This window comes from Pigmentiphaga sp. H8 (assembly GCF_003854895.1).
In the GTDB taxonomy this organism is placed as follows: Bacteria; Pseudomonadota; Gammaproteobacteria; order Burkholderiales; family Burkholderiaceae_B; genus Pigmentiphaga.
This window is the reverse complement of sequence record NZ_CP033966.1, coordinates 2,083,086-2,108,157: the sequence shown is the minus strand read 5'-3', so window position 1 is coordinate 2,108,157 and position 25,072 is coordinate 2,083,086. Positions and strand designations below refer to the sequence as shown.

Annotated in this window: 23 protein-coding genes; 5 read left to right on the top strand and 18 right to left on the bottom strand. The window is 67.0% G+C overall.

Annotation, left to right across the window (positions count from 1 at the left end; translation table 11 throughout):
- Positions 1-6: 6 nt before the first annotated feature.
- Entirely contained in the window at positions 7-918 is a 912-nt protein-coding gene (locus EGT29_RS09935) for a LysR family transcriptional regulator (RefSeq protein ID WP_124688874.1), read from the bottom strand.
- Positions 919-1,024: 106 nt separating this feature from the next.
- Here EGT29_RS09935 and EGT29_RS09930 point away from each other — a divergent pair, with 106 nt between their 5' ends.
- Complete coding sequence (locus EGT29_RS09930) at positions 1,025-2,236, top strand: MFS transporter (RefSeq protein ID WP_124688873.1); 1,212 nt, start codon at positions 1,025-1,027, stop codon at positions 2,234-2,236.
- A 48-nt stretch (positions 2,237-2,284) separates the two neighbouring features.
- On the opposite strand, the gene EGT29_RS09925 is transcribed toward EGT29_RS09930, so the two are convergent.
- The 16 genes from EGT29_RS09925 to EGT29_RS09850 form a co-directional block, all read right to left on the bottom strand.
- A complete protein-coding gene (locus EGT29_RS09925; RefSeq protein ID WP_192901806.1) occupies positions 2,285-2,983 on the bottom strand; it encodes a DUF2968 domain-containing protein in 699 nt (232 codons plus the stop codon).
- A gap of 143 nt (positions 2,984-3,126) precedes the next feature.
- On the bottom strand, positions 3,127-4,485 hold the full coding sequence (locus EGT29_RS09920) for a sigma 54-interacting transcriptional regulator (protein WP_124688871.1): 1,359 nt from the start codon (positions 4,483-4,485) through the stop codon (positions 3,127-3,129).
- Positions 4,486-4,523: 38 nt separating this feature from the next.
- The gene (locus EGT29_RS09915; protein WP_124688870.1) at positions 4,524-6,671 is read right to left on the bottom strand and encodes a TadG family pilus assembly protein; all 2,148 of its coding nucleotides are present in this window, start codon (positions 6,669-6,671) and stop codon (positions 4,524-4,526) included.
- A 10-nt stretch (positions 6,672-6,681) separates the two neighbouring features.
- Entirely contained in the window at positions 6,682-7,365 is a 684-nt protein-coding gene (locus EGT29_RS09910) for a DUF3613 domain-containing protein (protein WP_124688869.1), read from the bottom strand.
- 66 nt (positions 7,366-7,431) lie between these two features.
- A complete protein-coding gene (locus EGT29_RS09905) occupies positions 7,432-8,469 on the bottom strand; it encodes a tetratricopeptide repeat protein (RefSeq protein ID WP_124688868.1) in 1,038 nt (345 codons plus the stop codon).
- A gap of 1 nt (position 8,470) precedes the next feature.
- Positions 8,471-9,439, bottom strand: a complete 969-nt coding sequence (locus tag EGT29_RS09900; protein WP_124688867.1) for a type II secretion system F family protein — start codon at positions 9,437-9,439, stop codon at positions 8,471-8,473.
- A 4-nt stretch (positions 9,440-9,443) separates the two neighbouring features.
- Positions 9,444-10,382: a type II secretion system F family protein gene (locus EGT29_RS09895; protein WP_124688866.1), complete on the bottom strand. Its 939-nt coding sequence runs from the start codon at positions 10,380-10,382 to the stop codon at positions 9,444-9,446.
- Positions 10,382-11,731 (bottom strand): CpaF family protein, encoded by a 1,350-nt coding sequence (locus EGT29_RS09890; protein WP_124688865.1) that lies wholly within the window; start codon positions 11,729-11,731, stop codon positions 10,382-10,384. The genes EGT29_RS09895 and EGT29_RS09890 overlap by 1 nt, the downstream gene beginning before the upstream one ends.
- A gap of 49 nt (positions 11,732-11,780) precedes the next feature.
- On the bottom strand, positions 11,781-13,064 hold the full coding sequence (locus tag EGT29_RS09885) for a MinD/ParA family protein (protein WP_124688864.1): 1,284 nt from the start codon (positions 13,062-13,064) through the stop codon (positions 11,781-11,783).
- 33 nt (positions 13,065-13,097) lie between these two features.
- On the bottom strand, positions 13,098-14,417 hold the full coding sequence (locus EGT29_RS09880; protein WP_124688863.1) for a type II and III secretion system protein family protein: 1,320 nt from the start codon (positions 14,415-14,417) through the stop codon (positions 13,098-13,100).
- Between the two features lie 14 nt (positions 14,418-14,431).
- Complete coding sequence (gene cpaB / locus EGT29_RS09875; RefSeq protein ID WP_124688862.1) at positions 14,432-15,394, bottom strand: Flp pilus assembly protein CpaB; 963 nt, start codon at positions 15,392-15,394, stop codon at positions 14,432-14,434.
- A 48-nt stretch (positions 15,395-15,442) separates the two neighbouring features.
- Positions 15,443-15,973, bottom strand: a complete 531-nt coding sequence (locus tag EGT29_RS09870; RefSeq protein WP_124688861.1) for a TadE/TadG family type IV pilus assembly protein — start codon at positions 15,971-15,973, stop codon at positions 15,443-15,445.
- A complete protein-coding gene (locus EGT29_RS09865) occupies positions 15,970-16,602 on the bottom strand; it encodes a TadE family protein (protein ID WP_124688860.1) in 633 nt (210 codons plus the stop codon). The genes EGT29_RS09870 and EGT29_RS09865 overlap by 4 nt, the downstream gene beginning before the upstream one ends.
- Positions 16,603-16,621: 19 nt before the next feature.
- Complete coding sequence (locus EGT29_RS09860) at positions 16,622-17,167, bottom strand: prepilin peptidase (RefSeq protein ID WP_124688859.1); 546 nt, start codon at positions 17,165-17,167, stop codon at positions 16,622-16,624.
- Positions 17,168-17,218: 51 nt separating this feature from the next.
- Positions 17,219-17,398, bottom strand: a complete 180-nt coding sequence (locus tag EGT29_RS09855; RefSeq protein ID WP_124688858.1) for a Flp family type IVb pilin — start codon at positions 17,396-17,398, stop codon at positions 17,219-17,221.
- Between the two features lie 136 nt (positions 17,399-17,534).
- Positions 17,535-18,332, bottom strand: coding sequence for an MHYT domain-containing protein (locus EGT29_RS09850; RefSeq protein WP_124688857.1), 798 nt, complete (start codon positions 18,330-18,332; stop codon positions 17,535-17,537).
- Between the two features lie 522 nt (positions 18,333-18,854).
- Here EGT29_RS09850 and EGT29_RS09845 point away from each other — a divergent pair.
- The 4 genes from EGT29_RS09845 to EGT29_RS09830 all read left to right on the top strand — a co-directional run bounded on the left by EGT29_RS09845 (position 18,855) and on the right by EGT29_RS09830 (position 23,657).
- A complete protein-coding gene (locus EGT29_RS09845; RefSeq protein WP_238160346.1) occupies positions 18,855-20,378 on the top strand; it encodes a ShlB/FhaC/HecB family hemolysin secretion/activation protein in 1,524 nt (507 codons plus the stop codon).
- Positions 20,379-20,704: 326 nt separating this feature from the next.
- Entirely contained in the window at positions 20,705-22,213 is a 1,509-nt protein-coding gene (locus tag EGT29_RS09840; RefSeq protein ID WP_152037107.1) for a collagen-like triple helix repeat-containing protein, read from the top strand.
- 26 nt (positions 22,214-22,239) lie between these two features.
- Positions 22,240-23,046 carry a collagen-like triple helix repeat-containing protein gene (locus tag EGT29_RS09835; RefSeq protein WP_124688854.1) on the top strand — a complete coding sequence of 269 codons (807 nt, stop codon included), beginning with the start codon at positions 22,240-22,242 and terminating at the stop codon, positions 23,044-23,046.
- A gap of 32 nt (positions 23,047-23,078) precedes the next feature.
- Positions 23,079-23,657: a MarR family winged helix-turn-helix transcriptional regulator gene (locus EGT29_RS09830; RefSeq protein WP_238160345.1), complete on the top strand. Its 579-nt coding sequence runs from the start codon at positions 23,079-23,081 to the stop codon at positions 23,655-23,657.
- Positions 23,658-23,726: 69 nt separating this feature from the next.
- Here EGT29_RS09830 and EGT29_RS09825 read toward each other — a convergent pair whose 3' ends face one another.
- Positions 23,727-24,965: a nitrate/nitrite transporter gene (locus EGT29_RS09825; protein ID WP_124688852.1), complete on the bottom strand. Its 1,239-nt coding sequence runs from the start codon at positions 24,963-24,965 to the stop codon at positions 23,727-23,729.
- Positions 24,966-25,072 lie beyond the last annotated feature (107 nt).

Here is a 25,072-nt window from a genome sequence, read left to right as displayed (position 1 = left end):
CGGCGGTCACGGCTCGCGCAACGAGTCCGGTTCCCTCAGCACCTCGACCAGCGCCTCCCGGAACGCGGCGATGGGCCGCGCCAGCCGGCCCGCGGGCGCGCGGTGCAACAGCCAGGCGCGCACGCAGGGGCGGAAATCGGGCGACGCGATGACCCCGACCTCGTCGCGCCACGCGCCGCCCGCGAATGCGGCGGGCGTCACGATGCCGATGCCGAAGCCGCGTGCCACCAGCGACATCCTCAGGTCCACGCTCAGGGCTTCGACCGCCACCTGGAAGGGCAGCCGCTCCGCCTCGAACCGATGGCGGATGGTGGCCCGGAAGCCACAGCCGCTCTCGTTCATGACCCAGGGAAAGCGGGACAGTTGCTCAAGACCCGGACGGCGCGGCACCTTCAGCGATCGCGCGGCGACCAGCAACACCCGCTGGGCGCCCAGGTCGTCGCACACCAGGCTCTCGGGCGGCGGCACGCCATCGGCCAGGCACACCGCGACGGCATCCAGCTCGCTGCGCACGACCTGCTCCACCAGGCGCGGCGACCACCCCGAGGTCACGCGCAAAGTCAGCGCCGGAAACTCGGTGCGAAGCCGATCGAAGGGCTGCATGAGCGCGGCTTCGGACAGGTAGGGCATGATGCCGAGCCGGAATTCGCCCTGCACTTCCCCCTGCGGCGACACACCGGCCTTCAGGTCTTCCAGCGAACGCAGCACCCGCCGTCCATGCTCGTAGGCCTCGCGGCCCGCCGCCGTCGGCTTCAGGGGCTTGGACTGCCGGTCCAGCAGGATCGCGCCCAGGCGCTCCTCCAGGTTCTGCACACGGCGCGTCACGCCCGGCTGCGTCAGGTGCAGCCGGGCCGATGCCCCGACGATGGAACCGGTCTCTACCACCGCCACGAAAGCTTCCAGGTCATGGATGTTCATGACATTTCCGCATAATCATGATGCGAAGGATTGAATTGCTTGATCATGCAATAGAAAAATAAAGTTTTCGTTCTATATGCAATTAATTTATCAAACGGAGCTTTGCATGACCACCTGCGGCAAGTCCGGTGCCCTGGCCCCGCCCGCGTCTCCCTCCGCCCGGCCCCCGGTGCTGCTGTTCGGCACCGCCACCGGCGTCCTCGTCACCAATCTCTTCGCGCCGCAGACACTGGTGGGCGTCATGGGTGCCTCGCTGGGCCTGGCGCCCATCGCGTCGGGCCTGATGGCGATGACCACGCTGCTGGGTTATGCGGCCGGACTGTTCCTGCTCGTGCCCTTGGCGGACGTGGCGCCGCACCGCCGCCTGGTGCGCGCGATGCTGGCCGCCTCCACGGTGGCCGCGGCAACCGCCGCGTGCAGCCCCTTCGCCGCGCTGCTGCTGGCGGCCTTGTTCGTCCTGGGCGCGGCCAGTTCCGTCATCCAGGTGCTGGTGCCCATCGCCGCCGCCATGGTGGGGCCCGACATCAGGGGGCGGGTGATCGGCGACATCATGGGCGGCCTGATGGTCGGCATCCTGCTTTCCCGCCCGCTGGCCAGCCTGCTTGCCGACACGCTGGGATGGCGCGCGTTCTACGCCGCCAGCGCCCTGGCCTCGATCGTGCTCGGCTGGACGCTGGTGCGCGGCATCCCCGACCGGCAGCCGCCGCCCGGTCCACGCTATCTCGATCTGATCGTGTCGCTGGGATCGCTGCTGCGCCGCGAACCGGTCCTGCGCCGGCGGGCGGCCAGCGCCGCCCTCAGCATGGCGGCCTTCAGCCTGTTCTGGACCGCCGTCGCGCTACGCCTGGCGCAGCCGCCCTACTCGGTGGGACAGCGCGGCATCGCCATGTTCGCACTGGTGGGCGCGGCCGCCGCCTTCATCACGCCCTGGGTGGGCCGGGCCGGCGACCGGGGCTGGACGCGGCCGGTGACGGCGATCTCCCATCTGGGCATGGTCGGCGCCTTCGCCCTGGCCGCCTGGGCCGGAGGTACCTGGCACGGCGGCCATACGCCCTGGATCGCGATGGGCCTGGCGGCCATCGTTCTGGATGCCGGCGTCACCGGAGACCAGACGCTGGGGCGGCGCGCCGTCAATCTGCTGGACCCCGCGGCCCGCAGCCGTATCAATGCGCTGTTCGTGGGCCTGTTCTTTCTGGGAGGCGCGGCGGGATCCGCGCTGGCCGGCGTGGCATGGAGCCTGGGCCAGTGGCATGCGGTATGCGCGACCGGCGCGGCGCTAGGGCTGGCGGCCTTGCTGATGTCTTTCGCCTCGAAATGAAAACCGGGGCCCTGGGGCCCCGGTTCCGGCACGACACGGCGGTCGAGCTTAGCGGCCGCGCCGGCCGTCCTGGCTCGTCACGCTGTTGGCGCTGTCGAGCTTGGTCTGCTGTTCTTCCAGCATGCGGATCTGGCGCTGAAGGGTGTTGAGCTGTTCGCGCGCGGCCTGCCGTTCGTTGGCCAGCGCGGCGGCTTCCTGGCGGGCCTGTTCCTGGCGGGCAGCCACCTGCTGCTCCTGCTGGCGCTGCATGCTCAGGTCATTCTGCAGCGCGCTCAGGCGCGTCTCGTTGGCGCTGATCTGTTTCTCGGTCACGGCGCGTTCGGCGTCGAGCTTGATGCGGCGGATGTCCACATCGGCCAATTGCACCGTCTGTTCGACGAAGGCCTTGTAGGTCTGCTCCGCCTGCGACTCGGAGGTAGTCTTGACCACGCGCCAGAAATTCTTCTGCTGGAACATCGCCACGTAGTAGGTCAGGTCATCCGCCTTGAACAGCAGGCTGGCTCCGTAGTTGCCGTTGTACGTGGTGCGCAGTTCGTTCAGCGTGCGGTTCTGTATGAGCTGCTGCAGTTCCGCCATCGTGCTGTTGTTGGAAGCCGCCTGGGCGGCGTCCACGGACCGGGCCGGCGCGGCCTGAGCCGGCGCCTGCGCCTGCGCCGCCGTCTTGGCGGTCGTGTTCTGGACCACCTGAGCGGAGGCACCCAGGGATGCCGTGGAAAGCAACAGTACGATCCCCACTTGTCGGAACATTCTGCATGTCCTCATTTTCATTCCAGCTTCCTTGGTCATATCGAGTTCGTCGGCCCGGCCGTAACAAAGCGTGTCCGATTTTAATGAAAGTACGGCGCCGTGGGCTCTTTATTAAGCCTTTTTTGGTGCCGAGCCGCTCCAAATCAATCCAGTTCGCCCGCCACTTCGGCATCCTGGCCGACAATCTGGTACTTGCGCATCTTTTCCCACAGGACCTTGCGGCTGATTCCCAGGAAATTGGCGGTGTCCTGGCGCCGCCAGCCGTGGGCATCCAGCGCGCCGACGATGCGGTTGCGCTCGGCCAATTCCTGCGGACTGCGCTCGTTGGCCGGTATCACCCCCTCGGCCAGCGACGCGAAGATACGGCCGATGCGTTCCCGGTCCCAGGCCCGGAACTGCCTGACCATCACCCCCACCCGCTCGGCCACGTTGCGCAGCTCGCGCACGTTGCCCGGGAAGCGCGTGCGCGTCACCAGGGCCGCCAGCCAGTCGGGCACCTCGTCTTCCTGCTCGGGCAGGATCTGTCCCAACAGGGCCTTGAAGATGGCGATCTTGTCCACCGCACCGCGCTCTTCCAGGCTGGGCACCTGCAACTCGATCACCGCTAGGCGGTAGTACAGGTCGGCCCGGAACAGCTCCTGGCGCACCAGTTCGCGCAGATCGCGGTTGGTCGCGGCCACCAGGCGGAAATCCACCGGGATCTCGGCCGTGGAGCCCAGCCGGGTCACGCAGCTCTGCTCCAGGACCCGCAGCAGCTTGACCTGCTGGTAAAGCGGCAGGTCGCCGATTTCGTCCAGGAAGAGCGTACCTTCGTGGGCCTGCTCGAAATACCCCTTGTGCGCGAAGGTCGCACCCGTGAACGCTCCCTTGGCATGGCCGAAGAAGTGCGACTCGAACAGGCCGTCGGGGATCGCGCCGCAGTTGACCGCCACGAACGGTCCCTTCCCGCAGCGACGATGCCCCTCGTGCAGCAACCTCGCCACGCGCTCCTTGCCCACGCCCGTCTCGCCCCGGATCAGCACCGTCGAGTCGCAATCGGCGAAGGCCTCGACCTCCGACAGGAAGACCCGCATGCAGGCGGAGGTGGCGATGAGCGGTTCGGCCGCCTTGGCACGCGAGCCCTGCTCCCGCACCACACCCGCCACCTTGAAGACCAGCGTGCGCAGCTCGGCCGCGGTGAAGTCGGCCGTCAGGACATTGGAATACTCGGGCGGATAGACGCGCGGGTCGCTGTTGCGGGCCTCGGCCGCCACCCAGACCACCGGCATGCCATGGCCGGCCTGCCAGTCGCTGACGCTGAAACTCGGGCGGTCGATGACCGTGACCGAGATGATCGCCACCGACATGCGCACGCTCGTCACGTCGCGCGATACGGCGATGTTGTCCGCGCGGATCACGTCCGCATCGAAATTGGCCAGAGCCCGTGCGACACGGTCGGCGATATCCGATTTGCCTTCCCAGACGTAAACGTCGAGATCATCTTGCGAAGGTCGTGTCTTCATGGCGGTACGCCCGTTCCCTCCATCGTTGTCGTTCGCGCTCAATAGACGAGGCGAACGTTGTCGCATTCCAATGACATGAGATGCACGTCGGTCTGTCCGATCTTGATGCCGACCAACCCATCGAGCAGGTTGGCCAGCAGCAGGCCCACCTCGTTCAGCAGGGGCTTGAGCAGGCCGACCAGCGGACTCAGGATGGCCTGCAGCAGGTTCTGCGACTGGCCGCTGCCTGTGCCGCCCAGCAGGCTGCCCAGCAGGTCGCCCACGGCATTGAGCAAGCCGCCCAGCACGCCGTTGCTGGCGGTCGTCTGCAAGGCCTTGATCAGTTCGGTCCGCATGCAGGCCTGGTTGCAGGTCCCCAGCAGCGGCGTGACGGTCTGGCGCCACAGCGTCGGCATGGCGCAGGTTCCCAGGCCCAGCAGGCCGCACGGGCGGGGCCAGGTGATGCCGTCCCCCAGCAGCTTCTGTTCGATCACGCTGGGGGTGTAGCCATACTGGTTCAGGTATTTGTCGGCCACCTGCGTGGCCGTATCGGCGGGAAAGGCCTCGAGCTGGGCGCCCTGCCCCGAAGACGACTGGGCCAGCAACAGCGCCAGCAACTGGTTGACCAGATCCTGCACCGTATCGCCCAGCGGCAGCTCGTTCCGGCCCACCGTCTTGGTCTGGTCCACTTCCAGGGTGGTATAGACCGGATCCTGCGCCAGGATGTCGGGCTTGACCTGCCCGTGCAGCAAATTGATGCCCAGCAGCTTGACGAAGGTCTCGTCCTGCAGGCCGGTCGCGCAGACGTCGTGGGTCGACCACAGCGTGGACTCGTTGACCTTGCCCATGCACAGCTTGGCGATGGACGAATCGACCTTGATCGTGGCCTTGGCCGGCGCCGTGCAGCTCATGCCCGTGAGCGTGCCCTGCGAGCTGACCACATCCAGCACGATGGGCAGCTTGACCTGAGTGCCGAGCAGCCCCAGCAGTCCGCCGACCAGCCCGCCATCGGTCGCGATGTCGACGAAGGTGCGGACCTGGGCGGTATAGGCCCTGGTCCCCAGGCCGCCTATGCCGACCGAGGGTGGCTCGATGATGCTGGCGCGCACGTTGGCCTTGAGGCCGACCGCGGTACTGACGGCGGCGGGCAGTCCGAGGTCGACGGTCACCGCATGATTGGACACGCCGACGCCGACCGCCGCGGTCAGCAGGCCCAGCGCGTCCAGGTCCACGTTCAGCGCCGAACCGGCGCTGGGGGCCTGGATCAGCGCGAACAGTCCACTCGTGACGCTGTTCGAACCCAGCTGCACCAGCAACGTGTCGATGCCCAGCTTGGCGGTCAGCGAGTTCAGCAGCGACGCGTTCAGGCCCAGGAGGCTGTTCTGGTTCGCCAGGCTGACGATGGCGTTCAGCAATTGCCCGAGTTCGACCTTGCGGGCGGCCAGCAAGTCGTTCAGCTGGCCCACGCTCAGGTCCGCGCCCACCGGAATGCCCAGTTCCTTGAGCAGTCCGCTGGGCGTGATCTTCACGCCGGCCAGGCCGGCATAGGTCCCGATGCCGAGGTCCTCGCAAAGGTTCGCGCCCACGACCCGGAGCAGCACGCACAAGGGTGCGGTCTGGGAGTTCGAGGTCGCGAGTTTCGAACCGACCCAGAAAGAGGCGACGGGCGCTTCCTGGACCGCAATGGCTTCGGCGTACAGAGAACGATTGCCCAGGAACGGCAGCACCAGGGGGACCTGCTGGGAAATGGCGACCTTGATCGCATTGAAACCGGCCGTGGACTTGGGCGTGCCGAAATACTTCTTGCCTCCGGTACCGCTGTAGGACTCGGAGGGAGGCTCCATGGTCTGCACGGTATTCCTGGTCGAATCCGGATTCGGATCCCACCGGCCGCATACCGGCGCGGGCGACGTTTCCATCGACAGCGCGAAACGCTGCAGGTTCAGGTTGGCGTTGCCGCGCGCGGCCGCCGTCGCGGCGACGCAGCTGTCCCGCTCCAGTTGCTGGGCGCCGGCCAGCGCGGCCAGGTCGGCGGTCTTCTGCAGTTCCCGCTTCATGTAGAAGAGATAGCCCAGGTCCGCCGAGGCCAGCAGCGTGACCGATACCAGCATCGCCGCCGCGGCCGCGATCAGCACCGATCCCCGCTGGCGCGCCAGCGGCGCCCGGGAAGCGGAAACGAACGAGGGGATACGGCGATGCGGGGTCATGAAGGCTTGCCTATTGCTTCGGCTGCGAGGTCGTCTCGTAGAACTCGGGAATGGGGTGCGAATAGCTGTCGATGTAGCGCTTCCAGCTGGGCTGCGCGGTCGCGCCCAGCATGGGCAGCGCCTTGCCGGCCTGGCGTCCTTCGGCCTGCATGCGCACCACCTCGCTCGTCACGTCGCCGTTGGGGCGGCTCCTGCCCTGTGGCGCGGTGGATGCCGTCGCCATCATCGGCTCTGTCCTGGGCGCGGCGGCAACGGCAGGCGCTGCGGCCGCCGGCGCGGGCTGGGCGGGGGTAGCCGCTTGCGGGGTGATCACGGTGGTCACGCGCTGTTCGGGCGACGGCACGACCTGCTGGCGCGCCGCCGGCGCGGCCTGGGTCGCGGCAGCCGGCGCCTGGCCCGGGCCCGGCACCTGGCGCACGACCGAGGAAGCGGGCCGTGCCGCGGCCGGTGTCGATGCCGCCCTCTGCTGCTGCGCGGCCGCCGCGCGGCGGGCCTGCTCCTGCGCCTGGGCCTGGCGCGCGGCTTGTTCCATGCGCGCCCGTTGCTCGGGTGTCTCCTGCAGCATGGAGCCGGTCACCGGCGCATTGTTCTGGGCCTGCGCCAGGGGTGCCGCCAGCAGCGCGGCCAGCACCAGATAACGGCTGGCGCGCCGGGAAGCGGACTGTCCGTGCGGGCAATGGCTGGTAGGTTTCATGATCGCCTTGATTCCACTTGTATTCGTCATCGTTGAAGAAGATTCGGTCGCATCGGTCTGCCGGCGTCAGGGGATGGCCGAGTTGAACCGGTCCAGCATGGACTGCATGGGCGCGCGCACCGGCTGAAGAACGGGCGCGGAGACCTGCCGCACCACGGGTTCGCGCACGGTGTCCGCGGGCTCTGTCTCCTGCGCAGCGGTCCGGACCACCGCGGCTCTCGGCGCCACCGGCGCGCGCTCCGCCACGGGGGGCATCGGCACACGGGACATCTCGGGCGCCAGGGACGAGACCGGGAACGGGCTGGCCGCCGGCGGTGGCACGGCAACCGCAACCGGGGCGGAGTCTGCCTTCACGACCGCGACCGGACGAGACGCCTGGGGTGCCCGGCGCGCGATGTCGTCGGCCAGCTTGCGCACCGCCGCGCGCGCATCGGGCGACAGACCGGCCTTGTCCATGACGGTGCCGGCGCGCCCGGCATCACCGGACACCAGCAGCAGCAAGGCGAGGTTGGCCAGGATCCTGGAGTTTTCCGGCGCCAGCTCGGCGGCCTGCGCCATGGGCAACCTGGCGGCGGCCGTTTCGCCGTTGCGCAGCAGCGCGTAGCCGAGGTCGCTGACGATCAGCGCGTTGGTGGGATCGAGCCGCGCCGCCTCGCGCAGCGACACCACCGCGGCCGGATAGTCGCCGCGCGCGCCTGCCAGCAGGCCCAGGCCCTGCGCGGCCGCCGCGCCAACTTCCGTCTTCAGCAGGCGCCGATAGACCACCGCGCTTTCCTCGGATTGCCCGGCTTCGCGCAGCGCATGGGCCCGCAGCAGCTCGACGTCCGGCGCCGCGCCATGGCGCTGCTCGAATGCATCGATGTGAGCCAAGGACGCGAAGTAAAGACCCTTGCCCTGCATCTCCCGGATCAGCGACAGATACATGCCGCGGCTATCCGCCGTGGGCTCGTCGTTCGCGACCTGTTGGCGCATCATGGCTTCATCGTTGAACTTGGGTGCCGATACGCCGTAGCCCGAGGGGGCGGTGGAACTGCATCCCGCCGCCAGCAGCGCGGCCCCGAGCAAACCGGCCATGCGCACCGGATAATGGATCGCCCCGGTCATCTCAGCCTCCCATCCTCGCCAGGCCGCGGAAAACGGCCAGGAAACCCGCCCCACCCGTGACGATGATGAGCGCCGGCAACAGCGTCAGCACCATGACGCCGGTCATCTTGACCGTGAGCTTGCCGACACGCTCCTTCAACTCCATCCGCCGCTGCTCCCGGACACGCTCGGAAAACTGCTTGAGGGGTTCCTGGACCGCGCCGCCATGCCGGTCGACCTGTACGATCAGGCGCGCCACGGCCGCCAGGTCCTCGTTGCCGAAGCCGGTGGCCAGCCGCTGCAGCGACTGTTCGCGCGACAACCCGCGGGCATGCTGGTTGACGGCGATCTCCAGTTCCGCCGCCAATACCGGCAGCACGGTGCGGAACTCGGTCACGATCACATGCAGGCTCTGGTCGATGGACAGGCCCACGCCTTGCAGCAGGCGCAGCAGGTCGATCAGCAGCGGCAGTTCTTCCTTGGCCTTGCGCGTGCGCGAAGCCGCCACCTGGCGCAGCACCCACTTCGGCACCATGTAGCCGAGCGCGAACCCCAGGAACAGGGACAGCATCGTGCCGAGCGCTCCGCCGCCGCCGAACATCCAGGCCAGGACCGGCACGACGACGGCCAGCACGACCCGCGCGAAGATGAACAGGGAACGGGCGCGCGCCAGGTCGCTGAAGCCGCAGCGGTCGATCAACTGCCTGTCCTCGGCCTCGAGCAGATAATTGCCCAGCTTGCCTTGTTCCCACTTCTCGCCCAGTTGCGCCGCGCCGTCGAACATCGCGCTCACACGGCCGCGTCGCACTGGCGACGCCACGTTGGCAAGGGCATCGTCCAGCACGGGATTGGCCCGTGCGGTGATGGCGCTGTCCACTACCTGGCGGCTTCGGTTCTGCCGCGAGCCCCGGATCAGGATAGCCACTCCAACCAGCAGCGCGGCGGTGGCGAACAGGACCAGGGAGGCGGCGGTCAACAATTGTGTGGACATAGCTTCAAACCGATTTGGCCATGCGGTACAGCCAGAAAGAGCCGACCAGTTGCAGAGCGAAGGCGCCCACCAGCATCTTCTGGCCGACCGGGTCGGTCCACATGCCCACGAACATGGCATTGTTGAAGATGACGATGAACCCCGCGACGAACACCGGCAGCAGCGCCAGGATCCATGCCGACAGCCGGACCTCGGCTGACAGCGCGTGCAGTTCCTCCCGCGCCTGCTGCAGATCGCGCATGAAGGCCGCCATGCGTTCGAGCACCACATCGCTGCGGCCACCGAAACGCAGGGCAACGCCAATCACGGCGGCGACCAGTTCCAGTTCATAGAAGCGGTAGAGCCTGGCGGCGTGCACCAGCGAAGCGTCGAGTTCCATGCCCGCGCGATTCAACTGGTTGGCTCGCTCCAGCACTTCGAACAACGGCGCATCGACCGAAGACACCGCGGTCTGGAAGGCCGAACCCAGGCTGTTGCCGATGGTGATGAGCCGCACCAGGGCATCGATGAATCCCGGCAATTGCCGCACCATCCTCTGCCGGCGCTTGTCGGCCTGCCACCAGAGCTGGAACAGGACGGCCAGCACAACCAGGAAGAACGTCACCAAGGCGGCCAGGCCGCCGCTGAACAACAGGGCCACGATGGGCAGCGCCACCAGCGCCACGAGCCATGGACCGTAGAAAGCGGGACCCGGCTCGATGCCGGCGCGCAGCAGCATGTTCTGGAATCGACCGCGCACGCCTCGCGGACGCACGGGCGGATAAAGCTGCTGTGCCGTGGCCACCACCGCCCGGGTCGGGTCGAACGATCGGCTGAGCTGTTCCTCGACGAAGGCACTGGTCGCCTGCCGACGCCCACGCTCGCTCGCGCTCTGCCACAGCCACAATCCCGCCGCCACCAGCAGCAGCGCGAGACACAACACCGATAGGAGCAGCGCCGACATCATCGCCCCCTGGACCAGAAGCTGCCCCCGCCGCCCTGGGGCGCCTCGGGTGCCATCGTCACGCGCAACTGGTCGCGGTACTTGGCCAGCTTGGGCGTATGCGGATGGATGCCGAGCGATACCCAGCGATCCTTCTCCTCGCCATCCGGGCCGACGAAACTCTCGTGGCGATAGAGCTCCTGCGTGGAGATCACGTTGTCGCCCATGCCGGTAACTTCCGAGATCGACACGATGCGGCGGCGGCCATTGGACAAACGGGCGATCTGCACGATGAAGTCCAGCGCGCTGGCGATCTGCCTGCGCAGGCTGTCCTCGCTGCCCTGGAAGCCCGCGAAACCCGCCAGCATTTCCATTCGGTACAGGCATTCGCGCGGCGAGTTCGCGTGTATGGTCGCCATCGAACCTTCGTGGCCGGTATTCATCGCCTGCAGCATGTCCATGACCTCGGGGCCGCGCACCTCGCCCACCACCACGCGATCCGGCCGCATCCGCAGGCTGTTGCGTATCAGGTCGCGGATGCTGACCTGGCCCGCGCCGTCGAAGCCGCCCTGACGCGCCTCCAGCCGGACCACGTGGGGATGGTTCAGCGACAGTTCCGCGGTGTCTTCGACCGTGACCACGCGCTCGGTCTCGGGAACGAAGAACGCCAGCGCATTGAGCAGCGAAGTCTTGCCGGAGCTGGTTCCGCCCGAAACCAGGATGTTGCAGCGCTCGCGCACCGCCAGGCTCAGCAAGCGATGGATCTCTTCGTTGAAAGTTCCCAGCGCCAGCAGGTCGGCCGGCTTGAGCGGATCCTGGCGGAACTTCCGGATGGACACCATGGGGCCGTCCACCGCCAGCGGCTCGATGACCACGTTCAGGCGGCCGCCATCCGGCAGGCGCGCGTCCACCATGGGACTGGATTCGTCCAGCCGCCGCCCCAGCGGCGCGAGGATGCGGCGCACGATGCGCAGCAGGTGCGGGTTGTCGCTGAAACGCAGGACCTCGCGCTGCAATACGCCACGGCGCGACACGAAAACGTTGTCGTAGCCGTTGATCAGGATGTCCTCGACCGCCGGATCGGCCAGCAGGTCCTCCAGCGGACCGAGCCCGGCCAGTTCCTTCGTCAATGAAGCCGCGACCTGCCGGAGTTCGGATTCATTGATGGGCACCCGCCGCAGGCGCACGAAACTGTCGACCTCCAGGTCGACGAACTGCTGGATCGCGGTCCGGGACCAGCGGCCGAACTCCGCGCCGAGTTCCTCGATGCGCGACAGCAAGTGCTCGTGCGCGGCGGCCTTGACGTCCTGGAAGCGCTGGGTGTTGGCAAACGCCGGACTATCGTCGGCAAACTCGATCGATGCCGTCATGATGACACTCTCCGCTGCATGTTTGCCCGCTTCAAACCGGAATTTTTCTTCATCGCGTCACCAGGTGCTTGTGCAGATTCGGCAGCCACCGCGACAGCCATTTCGCCCCCGGCGGCAAGGCCTGGTCATACGCTCCCAGCGAATCCACCAGCCCGTGCACGGCCCGCACATAGGGATCGCGGTCCGCCACTTCGTGCAGCAGCCTGCCCTGGTTGGTACTGTTCATCAGCGCCAGCGCGCGATCGGGCAGCGTGCCCAGCAGTTGCACGTCGAACCGCTGCGCGATCTGCTCGGCGGTCATGCCATACCGCTCGTCATAGCGGTTCACCACCAGCCGCATCCTGGCGCGATCCACATCGCGGCCGTCCAGGTCCCGCAGGACGTCCGCCAGCGAGACCAAGGCCCCTACCGACTGATCCGTGACGATCCACGCCTGGTCGGCGGCCCGCACCATGCCAGCCACGAAATCGGGATTGGAGAATCCGCCCACGTCGGCTACCAGCAAGCCGAAGTGCTGGCGCAAGCGGTCCAGCAGCCCCAGCGAATCCGCATGCGAGACCGTGCGCATCTCGGCCAGGTCGCGCGGCAGCGAGATCACCGCCACGCCACTGGCGCTGCGCGTAAGCGCGGTATTGACCAGGGTCTCGTCGAAGCGGCGCAGGTTGCGTACCGCCTCGGCGAAATGGAAGCTGCCGGACACGTTCAGGTAAAGCTGGCCGTCGGCCACGGGCAGGCCCAGGTCCAGCAGCGCCGCGGGGCCTCGCAGGCTGCTGGCCGGCCGCCCTTCCGCGGTCTGTCCGCCCTCGCCCTGCACTTGCGCCATGGTGGTCAGATGCGCCGCCAGCGTGGTCGTGCCCAGCCCGGCGCGCACGCCCAGCAACACCACCATCTGGCCGCGCCCCGGCACGCCGCTCGTGGCATGGGACTGCAACACGCGCCGCACGACGTCGCGCACTTCGGCCTCGTCGGCCGGATCGATGAAATCCCGCACGCCGGCCCGCAGGGCGGCCACGGCGCCCTGCGGCCGCATCATGCTGCCCACCGCGACGACCGGCAAGGCGGGCGCCACGCGCGCCAGCGTTCTCGCCAGGTCGCTGGCGTGCAGCAGCCTGCCGGGCTCGTTGTCGTCCGCGCCGAAATCCAGCAACACCATCTGCGGCCCGAGTTCGGCCAGGCGCGCCGACAGCCGGTCGGGAACCACATCCTCCTGAACGACCACGCCATCGTGCCTCAACACCGCGGCCAGGCGCTGCGCCGATGAGCTGTCGCCGGTGAAGAACAGGAAACGGCGAGTATCCAACAAACTCGCCAACTCCTTGCTCGGGGCGTTCATATACGACTCCTACAGATACCCGGTAACAACCGACTACTTCGAGAAACCAGGCAACTCATCATTGCTCGCGACACCCAGCAGGAAATGACCCCAGGCATTGGTCGCGGAGTCACGCTTCTCGTTGGCGCCCGGCATGGGCGGCTTGACGCCCTTGGCCAAAGGCTTGACCAGATGCGGCGTCACGACGATCAGCAGTTCCTTTTCCTTCTGGGAATACTTCATGTTCCGGAAGAAGGTACCGATGATGGGCAGATCGCCCAGGAACGGCAGCTTGTCCAGGTTCGAGGTGGTGGAACGCGACACCAGTCCACCGATCACGAAACTTTCACCGTCGCCGAGTTCGACCGTGGTGTCGGCGCGGCGGGTAATGATGGCGGGGATCTGGATGTTGTTGAGCGTGATGCCGTTGGTCCAATCCAGGTCGCTGGCCTCGGGCGCGACCTTGAGTGCGATCCGATCCTTGGCCAACACCGTGGGCGTCAGCGTCAGTCCGATGCCGAACGGCTTGTACATGACCGTGGTCGTCCCCAGTCCGCCTGCCTGCGGCACCGGCAATTCGCCACCGGCCAGGAACTTGGCGCTCTGGCCAGACAACGCAACCAGCGTAGGCTCGGCCAGCACGCGCGCCAGGCCGTTGGTTTCCAGCAGGCGCAGATTGGTGTTGAGCAGGAAATTGCCGCGGTTCAGCCCCAGGGTCAGGTCGAAGGCCTTGCCGCTGGGGGCCAGGTCGCTGGCCAGGCCGAAGCTGAAGCTGCCGCGCCGGTTGGAGGCGGAGAAATTGAAGCCGGCCTCCTTCAGCACCTGCTTGCTGAACTCCACGACCTTCACTTCCACCTGGACCACGCCGCCGGTCTCGATAGTGGCGGCATCGAACACGTTGGCGGCCCCCACCGCATCGCCGGCTGCAGCCGCGGCACGATGGTGCGACAGGACCGACGGCGACTGCCCGCTCAGCACGGCCGCGTCTCCATAGACCTGGGCCTTGGCACCGTCCCCTTCTCCCAGCAGCGTGGCCAGATCGCCCGTCACGCGCACGAGATAGGCCTGAGGCGCCGCGGCGCCGCGCTGCCAGACCGACACCATGGTGGTGCCGGGCTTCTTGCCCACTACCAGCACCCCACCCTTGCGGCCGCCGCTGCCCTTCTGGATCACGACGTCGGCCACTTCGGGATCGACCACCGACACGCGCTCCAGGTTGCCGGGAATGCTGAGTTGGTATTGATCGCGCACCGCCACCGATATCTGGCGCGGACCGCCCTCGTCGGCCGCGCCGGCCGGCACGGCGAAGGACAGCGTCAGTGCCATGGCCAGGGGCGCCAGGCGCCGCACGAAAGCCTGATTGCTGATTTTCATTGAAGTTCTACCCGTTAAAACCCGACGACTTCACGCTTGGTGCCGCGCACCACTTCCACCGTATTGCTCTCGACCTTGGGTGCGGGAGCGGATTGCCGCGGGCGGGCCTGCACCACCGGCGCCGGCCGCTTCACCGCGCCCCCCGACAGGCCGGTCAGCTCCAGGCCGGCATAGGCCTGGTTGTCGGCCAGTTCGAGCGCCTCGCGCTGCTCCTTGGTCAGGCCGTTCTTGCCCGCCAGTACCGGAGGCGGCTCGGGGAACAGGCTCGCATCGGGCGCGGTGGCGTCGGTGGGATTGCGCAGCACGAGCTGCAGCTTGCCGTTCTGCGTGGCCAGCAGCAGGCGATTCACGTCGGCGGTGGGTACCGCCAGCACCGCGGTGCGGGCCGGTGGCGGCGGGTTGTTCGCCCGCACGACGGTCGCGCCGTCGTCCGACGGCGCATCGCCCGCGGCCGACGCGCTGCCATAGGTCAGCACTCGCAGGCGCGACAGCAGCAGCCTGGCTTGCGTCCGGGTCACGTTCTGCCCCTGCCTCAGCGTGAAGAACACGTCCACGAAATCCCCCGGCGCGACACGGTTGCCCGTGCCGACGACCTCGTCGACCGGCACCGCCACCGCCCGTTCACCATCGTTCAGCAACAGCGTCAGGCCCTTGACCAGGATGCTGTCGGTCACGGGCGTGCCGGGGCCGATATCGAACTTGGGAATCTTGCCCGACAGGTCGCTGGTCGCCCGATAGGCGCCCGCCGGATCGATGGGCAGCTCAACGACCTTGAGCGCACCCGTGTCGATGGGCACGCCACCGGGAAGCAGCTTGTCCGCCACGACCACCGGAATCCGCTTCTCGGACAACGGCGTGGGAGCGACCGCCGGCTTGGCGGCCGGAGCCGGCTTGGTCGCCAGCACGAAGGCATAGCCCCCCAGCAGCACCGCCAGCAACACCAGCATGGCCGCGACGATCTTGGTTACGTTGTTCATCTGCTTGTCGCCTCGATACTCGAAAAAATCTTCACGCGCCGGCCCCTGTCACGAGCCCGACGTATTCCTTCCCAACTGCACGGTCGACACGGCCGACAGGTCCTGCGGAATCCAGGCCGTGTTCTCGCCGAACAGGGACTGCAGCCAATTGCCCAGCGGCAGCAGCTCCGGTATCAGCGGATATTTGCGGTAATCGATATAGGTCACGACCAGCGAAGCGCAGCGCAGGCCCGCGGCATAGGTGCACGCCTGGGATGCCCTGAGCTCGCAGGACACGGGTGCCTGGCCCATCGTGGCCCGGCGCCGGGTCAGCCAGTCGACCGACTGCGCCACGGCTCCGCACGCCTCGGCCTGCAGCGATGCCCCTTCCGGCAATCCCGCCAGCCTCGACTGCAGGGCCACGCGGGCACCTTCCTCGGCCGCGCGCGACAGCGACTGCTGGGCGACGAAGATGCAGCCGTAGCTGATGATTCCGAACAAAATGACCAGGAACAGCACGCAGACCAGCGAGAACTCCAGCGCGGCGACACCCCGCTGCGCACGGCCCGGACGGACGGCCTCGAGCAGCGCGGCGCTCATGCCCCGCCTCCGGTCGCACCCAATTGCAGCGCGCCGGGGTCCAGTGCCACCCTGGCCGTCGCGCTCAGCACGTTGGGAACGACGAGGAAGGTGCCGGGCAGCGCAGGCACGAGCGGATTCGCGCTATAGGCATAGCTGACGTTCAGCGTCGCGAAGCACATCTCTTCCTGTCGATAGCCACAAGCGACCGAAGTCCCCGCGCCCGCCGCGCCCAGCGTCGTCGTGCACGACGACGCCGTATCCAGCGTGCCGTCCGCCTTCAGGCACGGTCCATTGATCGAGGCGGTGCACGTCGGCGTGATGGCCCCACCGCCGATCTCGCCCAGCCATGCCGCGCGCAACTTGGCCACTTCGCAGCCATGCTCGAGACGCCCCTGCATCTGCGCCATGAAACCCGTGCCCGCCGCGGCAGGCATGTAATACCGCAAGCTGGCGCGCGCGCCCTCCTCGACCGCCAGCGTCAGCGACTGCTGGGTCGTGAAGATCAGGCCGAAGCTCAGTACGCCGTAGAAGACCAGGAAAAAAATAGGGAAGATCAAGGCGAACTCGGTCGCATAGGCGCCCTGCTGCGAGGCGGCGCCCAGCCGTCCATCCTTCGCCCCGGTGCGTATGTCAGCGCGTTTCACCATTGCCTCGCGTTCCGTCCATCTATGTCGCATGCACGGCCCATATCGCGCCCAGGGCGAGATATGCCGCATAGGGGATGCCGGCGCGACCCGCCCGCACACCCGACACCCAGGACGCCATCCGCTGCACCGCAGCAGGACCGCATATCCTTTCCTGCACACCGGCCCACTGCAGAACCGCCCAGTTACCCACCGGGTGATTCCGGTGAACCACCGAAACCAGGGCATGGATGCCGGCCATTCCGCTGCCCAGCAGCCAGGCAACGAGCAAAGGCGTCGGCTCCAGCCAGAAACCCAGTACCGCAAAAAACTTCACGTCCCCCGCCCCCATGGCCTTGAACACATAGAGCGGCACGAGAAAAACCAGCGCCAGCAGCACGCCCACGCCGGCATTCGCCCACTGGCCGGTGAATCCGGCCGGCGCGGTTGCGCCCAGAAGCAGGCAACCCAGTTTGGCCAGCAGTCCCGCCAGGACCAGCCAGTTGAATACCCGGCGGAAAAGCAGGTCACTGCCGATTACCCAGGTACAAAAAACAAGAAACGCGAGAGTTTGGCTGCTATTAACCATGATCACTCGCCCGGGCCGGATCGACCCGGGCGATTTCTCAGTTTTTCGATATCACTCTTCAGCGGGAGTGGTCGGCAGCTTCGCGACCACTTTTCCAAACATTTCCTGGAGCCCGGTACCGAGCTGGGTCAGAACGCCGATGATCACGACGGCGATCAGGCCCGCGATCAGGCCATATTCGATAGCGGTGGCGCCGTCGTCTTCTTTCAGGAATTTCATCACTTGGTTCATTCTAATCTCCATCTCTGAAAAAAAAGGAAACATTTACCTCGGCATTATCAGCCGATTCATTCACGACTGCATTCCTATATTTTCGATGACACCTCCCCAAAGAAAATGCCAGAAAAACGAATATCTCTACAGGCGGTCATTTGCGATTTTCCGGGCGTTGGCGCGAGTAAATGACGTGGTCGACCCGCTGCGCGGCGTTGGTCCGCACTTCCTCGGAACTGCGGTGCAACTCGATGCGCATGACGACCAGCGTCACGGCTGAAATCAGGAACACCGCATAAGGCAGCACGCTGCCGTCCAGTTGCCACCCGGAGAAGGTACGCGGGGTCGAACAGATGATGGTGCCGGCGGCCACGCCGGTGTAATGCATCCCGCAAACGGCCAGCGCCATGACCACGGCGGCGATGACGCGCTGCAGCTCGCTGGTCAGGTTGAACGCCAGCCAGATGGCCGCGGTGGCGGCGGCCATGGCGATCGCCACCGAGAGCAGCACCAGGGCGATGCTCCAGTCGAAGAAGGCATCCATGCGCATGGAGCCCATGCCGATATAGTGCATGCCGGCCACGCCGAAACCCGCCAGCACGCCCGCCGTCAGGCAGCGGTCGAGGGAGAACCGGGCGCTGCCCACGTACCAGAGCGCGGCGCCGGCGAATGCCACGGCAACGAACAGGCTGAGCAGATTGAGCCAGAGCCCGTAGGCCACGCCCAGCGGAATGAGCTGGGCGAGCATGCCGATGAAATGCATGCTCCATATACCCACGCCACCGAGCGCGATACCCGCCACGATGACATACCCCACGTGCACGCCACTATCCAGCGTCCGGATACGGCTGGCGGCCAATAACGCCACATACGCGCCCAATGCGGAAATCACAAAGGACAGCGCGACCAAGCTAGCGTCAAAACGTAGAGGGAGAATATCTCCAGGCTGCATAGATTCTCTTTTTGTAACGCTCGGTTACGTACACCCTACAGGCATCGTTCCGAGCTTGTCAATATCTGTTTTCCCAAGAATCCGTATTAATCGGATGAAGGCAAGCGCCAGGAAATCGCGAATCTTTCCCCGCATCTTTGTTAATCGCCAGATAATCGCAAACTTGCGATTATCTATTCCGATCGAAAGCCGTTCGATTAAAAGAGTTTTAGTATCTGCCGGTAACGTCCTACAAACGTCCCACTATGAAAAACACCGTCCTACCATTGCGATCGCACCCCTGAGCCGGTATTCATATGGCACACTGCGCGCGATGAAGATCGTTTACGCATATTTGCGCCATATTCCCCAATGACCTCGTTTTCATCGGGAAAACCCGAATTCCGCACGCTTAAACTGGCCGTGTTGATCGCGGGAGCCCTATCTCCTTTAGCGGCACCGGCGGCGGACAGCCCGCTCCGGGGAAACCCTGCGGAATCCCTGCCTCCGGTCTCCGTGCCGGCCCCGGCTCCGGCCCCTTCCGTGTCCGTCCCGGTACCGGCGCAGAACGAAGCGATCCAGGCCCTGCTGGCGCATAGGCTGGTGCCGAAGCAGTTCGACGTCTCCGGCGTCACGGCGCTCGACTTCCAGAAGGTGATCGACCTGCTGGAGCCGCTGGCGGGCAAGGAAATCACCGTTGCGGAACTGATCCAGCGCACCGATGCCATCACCCAGCTCTATCGCGATGCCGGCTATGCGCTGTCCTTTGCCTTGATCCAGTCGCAGGACTTTCGCGACGGGCTGGTCAAGGTGACCGTGGTCGAAGGCTATGTGGGCAACACGCGGATCGAAGGCGATGCCGGCAACGCCGCAGCCAAGATCCGCGACTATGCCGCGCGCATCGAGGCCGAACGGCCGCTGACCCGGGCCACGCTGGAGCGCTACCTGAACCTGATGACCACGGTGGCCGGCGCCACGATCAAGCCCGAGCTCGCACTGCCCAAGCGCGCCGACGGCTCCACGGAATTGGTCGTGAACGTGGGCTACAAGGCCTTCCGCCTGGACACCGGCATCGGCAACCTGGGCACCGGCGTCCATGCCATGCTGACCGCGACGGCCAACAGCCTGACGCCGCTGGCCGAACAGATCCAGGTCACCACGGCGGTGCCGCGCGGCAGCGATCACCTGGAGTACTACGCGGCCAACGTCGCCGTGCCGGTAGGCAGCGACGGCATGACAGTGCGGGCGGAGGCCTACAGTTACGCCGCCAATCCCGAGAACGACAGCCTGAACGCGCAGAACATCGACCGCCGGGTCCGCAACCAGCGGGCCGGGCTCAGCGTAAGCTATCCCTTCCTGCTGGCCAACCGGGAATCGCTGACGGGCACCGCAGGCTTCTACGCCTCGCGCAACAACGACACGTACAGCAGCCGCATCACCGGCAATCAGGTCACGCTCAGCAACCACCTGCGCGTGCTGCGCGGCGAGCTGACCTACGCCCAGGCCACCGACAGGCAATCGCGGCGCATCACCGCCGCGGTCTACAAGGGCGTGGACGGACTGGGCGCGGAGCAGAGCGCGAACAGCAGCTACGACCTGGGCTTCGCGCGCTATACGCTGATGGCCAACCAGAACTTCGCGCTGCCCCATCAGTTCGGACTGGCGCTGGCCGCGCTGGGCCAGTACAGCTCCGATTCCCTGCCCACGTCCGAGCAGGTCACGTTCGGCGGCCAGCGCTTCGGGCGCGGCTATCCCGCCGGCGAGTTGGGCGGGGACAAGGGCTACGGCGCGTCGATCGAACTGAACCGGCGCTTCAGCGTGGGCCTGCCCTACCTGCAAAGCATCACGCCCTACGTGCTGGCCGACTACGCCCGCGTCAGCCTGAACAACAAGAACTTCACACTGGCCACGGATACGCTGACCTCGCTGGCCCTGGGCCTGCGCGTGACCGACCAGCGCCGCTACGCCTTCGACCTGAACCTGGCCAAACCCGTCGGCGACAAGCCGGTCAACAGCAACGGCCGGCCACTGCGCGTGAACGCCAACTACTCGCTGCGGTTCGACTGACCCGCACGCGGTCTTCGTTACGTAACGGGGGGTTCCCTGCTACGTAACGAACCCCCTCATCCCCCCTCTTTTTGTTCCGTTTCCCAGGGAATTGGGGCGCATCGTCTCAGGCGCACGAATTCCCTGAGTTTTCGATTTATCCCCTGTTTGCAAGGTTTTCCGGGTGTTCCGAGGTGGTCGCCACACGTCCCGCCGCTCTTCCGGTTGCACATTGGCACAGCTTTTGCTCGATAGGCGCAGCAGGCAGTGTCGCCGCTTCAGCGATAAGGGGAACAACCATGCACAAAGAACAAACGAAACCGGGTCCTCGCGTCCTGGTAGCCGCCTTGGTACTCGCATTCTCGACATTGGCCGGTTGCTCCGGATCCGGTGCGATCACCTCCGGGTTGGGAGGAGGCTCCGACCCCACCAATCCCAGCAACCCCAACAATCCGGGTGATCCGAACAACCCCAATAATCCGAACAATCCCGGCAACCCGGGGGATCCGGGCAACCCGGGAGATCCGGGTAATCCTGGCAACCCGGGCGACCCCGGCAATCCGGGCGACCCCGGCGGCACCCCCGTTACCGGCGTCCTGGCTCCCACGCTGGGCAACGTCGGCCAGGCGGTCGACAACGTGGTGGACACCGGACTGACCGGCACGCTGCACAACGTCGGCACCAAGCTCGACGGCGTGGTCGCTCCCGTGGGCGGCACGGTAACGGGCCTTACGCAGCAAGTAGGCGCCGCGACCGGCCTGGGTGCTCCCGTGGACAACCTGCTGACCTCGGTCGGCGGCTCGGTGAAGGATCTCGGCCAATCGCTGGACGACACCGGCCTGCCCGTCAAGCTGGGGCTTGGCGGCGCGGTCGCGGGCCTGGGCGATACCGTCGCCAGCGCCGGCGGCCTGTTGAACGCGTCCGAAGACAATCCCAATCCGCTGGGCAACGTGCTCAGCAACCTGAGCGGCACGGTCTCCACCCTGACCGGCACGCTGGCCTCTGACGATGGCCTGCTGAGCCCCGTCTCGCAACTGCTGAACGGCTTGGGCGAAGGTGGCACGGTCCAGAACCCCGTGCTGCAGCCGGCGCTGGCCAACACGGGCAACGCCGTGGACAATCTCGTCGACCTCAAGCTCGGCCAGACGCTGGGCCAGGTGGGCGCGGGCCTGGATCCGGCGGTCAGCCCCATCGTGGGCACGGCCACACAGCTCACCCAGCAGGTGGGCGACAAGACCGGCCTGGGCGCGCCGGTGAACGATCTCCTCGTCTCGGTGGGCGGCGCCGTCTCCAACCTGGGCGACAGCCTGGGCGGCAAGCTTCCCGTTGCCGGCACCGGCGTCAGCGGCCTGGTCTCCGGGCTGGGCGCGACGGTCGCCAGCGCGGGCGGCGTGCTGCATGCGTCCGATGCCAACAAGAATCCGGTCGGCAACGTGTTGACCAACCTGACCGGTTCGGTGGACAGCCTGACGGCCGGGCTCGGCCTGAGCGTCGAAGGCGGACTGGTCGACAAGGCAGGCAGCGCCGCGTCGCCCTCGGCCGCTGGCGCCAACGGCGGCCTGCTGTCCCCGGTCACCGGCCTGCTCGGTGGTGTCACGGGTGGTGACGGCGGCGTCCTGGCCCCGGTCACCAATCTGCTGAACGGCGCCACTGGCGGCGAAGGCGGCGTGCTGGCCCCCGTTACCGGCCTGCTCGGCGGCGTCACGGGCGGCGAAGGCGGCGTACTGGCTCCGGTCACCAACCTGCTGAACGGCGCCACTGGCGGCGAAGGCGGCGTGCTGGCCCCGGTCACCGGCCTGCTCGGCGGCGTCACGGTGGCGAAGGCGGCATCCTGGCTCCGGTCACCAACCTGCTGAACGGCGCCACTGGCGGCGAAGGCGGCGTGCTGGCCCCGGTCACCGGCCTGCTCGGCGGCGTCACGGGTGGTGACGGCGGCGTCCTGGCCCCGGTCACCAACCTGCTGAACGGCGCCACCGGCGGCGAAGGCGGCGTGCTGGCCCCGGTCACCGGCCTGCTCGGCGGCCTGACCGGCGGCGGCACGGGCGGTGAAGGCGGCCTCCTGCAACCCATCCTGTCCGGCAACCTCGAAGGCCTGCTGGGCGGCAGCAACGGCCTCCTCGCCCCGATCACCAGCGGCCTGCTGGGCGGCATCGGCAGCGACGCCCAGCCCATCCTCCATCCCTCGCTGGCCAACACGGGCAATGCGGTCGACAACCTCCTGCCGCTCAACGCCAAGGAAACCCTGGGCAACGTCGGCACGGCTCTCGATCCGGTCGTCTCCCCGGTTGCGGGCCTGGTGTCCGGCACGACGCAGACGGTGGGCGCGGCCACCGGCCTGGGCGAACCGGTCAACGGCCTCCTGACCTCGCTGGGCGGCAGCCTGAGCGGCGTCGGCACCAACCTGGGCGGCAACGTTCCCGCCGTCGGCACGGGCCTGGGCGGTCTGGTGAACGGCCTGGGCCAGACGGTCTCCAGCGTGGGCGGCCTGGTGCATGCCACGCCCGAGAACACCAACCCGGTCGGCAACGTGCTGACCAACCTGACCGGCGCCGTGAACAGCCTGACGGCTGGTGTCGGCCAGGGCACCGGCCTGGGCGGCGGCACGGGAGGTGGCGAAGGCAACGGCGGCCTGCTGAACCCGGTCACCGGGCTATTGGGCGGATTGCTGGGCGGGTTGGGCAAGCATTGAAAGGAGAGGCCATGCTTCACTGGGAGAACGTAATGAGTTCCTCGAGCCATTCGGTCCACGGATCGATACCCCGGGAACCCGAAGAGACGGACAGCGACAGCCAGGAGATGCTCAACAGCATCGTCACGATGCTGGGCCGCCGCTTGACGGTCTACACCTCGCTATACCAGACAGCATTGGCCGAACGACTGGGGCTGGGCATGGTCGACGTGAAGGCGCTCGAACTCGTCATCGAGTTCGAGCCCATCACGACCGGCCAGCTGGCCTGCCTGGCAGGCATCAGCTCGGGCGGGACGACGGCGGTGATCGACAGACTGGAAGCCACCGGCTTCGTGGTCCGCGACAAGCATCCGCTGGACCGGCGCATCGTCGTCATTCGGCCGGTGCGCGAGAAATGCTCGGAGATCGAACGCCACATGCGGGCCGTGGCCGAAGACGTCGCGCACATCGGTGCCCGCTACGAACGGGACCAGTTGTCCGCGGTCCACGGTTTTCTGGCGCAATGCGTGCATGCGCTCAAAACCGAGGCCCTGGGCATGCTGGGAGAAGGCGGCAACGCTCCGCATTTGGAAGGACGCCGCCATCCCGCGGACGACAAGAGGCGAAGCTAGGCTCCCATCCTCATCCTGACCGATATCTCCATCAGCCCGCGCAAAGCGGGCTTTTTTTCGCCGGGCAGGTCAGTCCGCCCTGCGCCCGCGGACGAACCATCCCAGCGACGCCATCTGCAACACCCCCAGGCCCGCGAATGCCACCGCGAACGCCGCGCCTCGGCCCAACCCGGCCTGCGTCAATCCGTCGACGACCACGCCTATGCCCCACTGGATCACGAAGGCGCCGACGAACACGAACATGTTGTAGAGCGTCACGAGCCGCCCCGCCGCCTCGCGGGGAAACTGCGTGGACAGATAGGGCTGCATCAGCATGATGGGTGCCACGCCCGCCGCCATCACCAGCCACAACAGCCATGCCAGCGGTCCGCCGACGAAGGCCAGCAGGAGGATCACGGCGAAGCAGCACAGGTAGCCCGCCAGCGCGACGTTCAACAGGCCGAAGCGCCGTTGCAGCGGCGGGCTCGCGAAGCCCATGACCACATAGCCCAGCGTCATCACCAGCATCATGACCAGCAGCATCGAGGCGCTGCCGGAGGGACTCATGCCCAGGACATCCGTCATCCAGGGTCCGGCCCATAGCGTCTGCAAGGCGATGATGCCGCCCTGCCCGATGGCCGACAGCGGCATCACGCGCAGGATCTCGGGATGCCCGAGCAGTCCCCACAGCGAGACCTGCGCCGCGCCCGAGCGCCCCGTTCCCAGCACGCTGACGTCGTGATCGGGCACGACGCGCCATAGCAGGACCGCGACCACCGCCAGCGACAGCCCCGACAAGAGATGGACGCTGCGCCAGCCGAAATGGCCGGCCAGCGCGGCCGCGGGCGACGTGAAGAACACCGCGCCGCCCGTGCCGGCCACCAGCAGCCACAGTCCCAGCTGCGCCTGCCGCTCCACCGGATAGCAGCGCCGGAAATACGAGAACGGCGCCATCAGGCTGGCCGCCACGCCGGCGCCGATCAGGATCCGTCCCGCCGACGTGACCGCGAAGCTGCCGGCCCAGACCATGACGAAGGACCCCAGGGCGGCGACCGCGAGCAGACAGGCCTCGACCCGCCGCGCGCCGTACCGGTCCAGCCAGACGCCCAGCGGCGCCTGCATGGCTGCCAGGGAAACGAAGAACGCCGAGGACAGCCAGCCGAGCTGCGACTTGCTGAGCGACAAGTCCTGCGTGATGAAGGGCGCCAGCGCGGCATTGACCGAGCGCAGGCCGTAGGAAAAGAAATAGGCGGCGGCGAAACAGGCAAAGATCAACAGGGACTGCCGTCCGCCGATCTGGGGCGGCCGCGTATCGTTATCGTTGGACATGGACAAAGACTGGTCTGCTCGAACGGCAAGAATACCCGAGGCGCCGTGAGGGCGTTCCCCGAGGCCGGGCGGCACTTCTGCTACGATAGCCCTGCCGCCTGTCTGGG

What these genes read in the sequence shown, in the direction of transcription:
- EGT29_RS09910 (WP_124688869.1), bottom strand. Translation starts at nt 7,365, where the DNA reads ATGAAACCTACCAGCCATTGCCCGCACGGACAGTCCGCTTCCCGGCGC.
- EGT29_RS09825 (WP_124688852.1), bottom strand. Translation starts at nt 24,965, where the DNA reads ATGTCCAACGATAACGATACGCGGCCGCCCCAGATCGGCGGACGGCAG.
- EGT29_RS09880 (WP_124688863.1), bottom strand. Translation starts at nt 14,417, where the DNA reads ATGAAAATCAGCAATCAGGCTTTCGTGCGGCGCCTGGCGCCCCTGGCC.
- EGT29_RS09885 (WP_124688864.1), bottom strand. Translation starts at nt 13,064, where the DNA reads ATGAACGCCCCGAGCAAGGAGTTGGCGAGTTTGTTGGATACTCGCCGT.
- EGT29_RS09920 (WP_124688871.1), bottom strand. Translation starts at nt 4,485, where the DNA reads ATGAAGACACGACCTTCGCAAGATGATCTCGACGTTTACGTCTGGGAA.
- EGT29_RS09860 (WP_124688859.1), bottom strand. Translation starts at nt 17,167, where the DNA reads ATGGTTAATAGCAGCCAAACTCTCGCGTTTCTTGTTTTTTGTACCTGG.
- EGT29_RS09890 (WP_124688865.1), bottom strand. Translation starts at nt 11,731, where the DNA reads ATGACGGCATCGATCGAGTTTGCCGACGATAGTCCGGCGTTTGCCAAC.
- EGT29_RS09830 (WP_238160345.1), top strand. Translation starts at nt 23,079, where the DNA reads ATGAGTTCCTCGAGCCATTCGGTCCACGGATCGATACCCCGGGAACCC.
- EGT29_RS09855 (WP_124688858.1), bottom strand. Translation starts at nt 17,398, where the DNA reads ATGAACCAAGTGATGAAATTCCTGAAAGAAGACGACGGCGCCACCGCT.
- cpaB (WP_124688862.1), bottom strand. Translation starts at nt 15,394, where the DNA reads ATGAACAACGTAACCAAGATCGTCGCGGCCATGCTGGTGTTGCTGGCG.
- EGT29_RS09915 (WP_124688870.1), bottom strand. Translation starts at nt 6,671, where the DNA reads ATGACCCCGCATCGCCGTATCCCCTCGTTCGTTTCCGCTTCCCGGGCG.
- EGT29_RS09870 (WP_124688861.1), bottom strand. Translation starts at nt 15,973, where the DNA reads ATGAGCGCCGCGCTGCTCGAGGCCGTCCGTCCGGGCCGTGCGCAGCGG.
- EGT29_RS09925 (WP_192901806.1), bottom strand. Translation starts at nt 2,983, where the DNA reads ATGTTCCGACAAGTGGGGATCGTACTGTTGCTTTCCACGGCATCCCTG.
- EGT29_RS09865 (WP_124688860.1), bottom strand. Translation starts at nt 16,602, where the DNA reads ATGGTGAAACGCGCTGACATACGCACCGGGGCGAAGGATGGACGGCTG.
- EGT29_RS09905 (WP_124688868.1), bottom strand. Translation starts at nt 8,469, where the DNA reads ATGACCGGGGCGATCCATTATCCGGTGCGCATGGCCGGTTTGCTCGGG.
- EGT29_RS09900 (WP_124688867.1), bottom strand. Translation starts at nt 9,439, where the DNA reads ATGTCCACACAATTGTTGACCGCCGCCTCCCTGGTCCTGTTCGCCACC.
- EGT29_RS09895 (WP_124688866.1), bottom strand. Translation starts at nt 10,382, where the DNA reads ATGTCGGCGCTGCTCCTATCGGTGTTGTGTCTCGCGCTGCTGCTGGTG.
- EGT29_RS09930 (WP_124688873.1), top strand. Translation starts at nt 1,025, where the DNA reads ATGACCACCTGCGGCAAGTCCGGTGCCCTGGCCCCGCCCGCGTCTCCC.
- EGT29_RS09850 (WP_124688857.1), bottom strand. Translation starts at nt 18,332, where the DNA reads ATGCAGCCTGGAGATATTCTCCCTCTACGTTTTGACGCTAGCTTGGTC.
- EGT29_RS09935 (WP_124688874.1), bottom strand. Translation starts at nt 918, where the DNA reads ATGAACATCCATGACCTGGAAGCTTTCGTGGCGGTGGTAGAGACCGGT.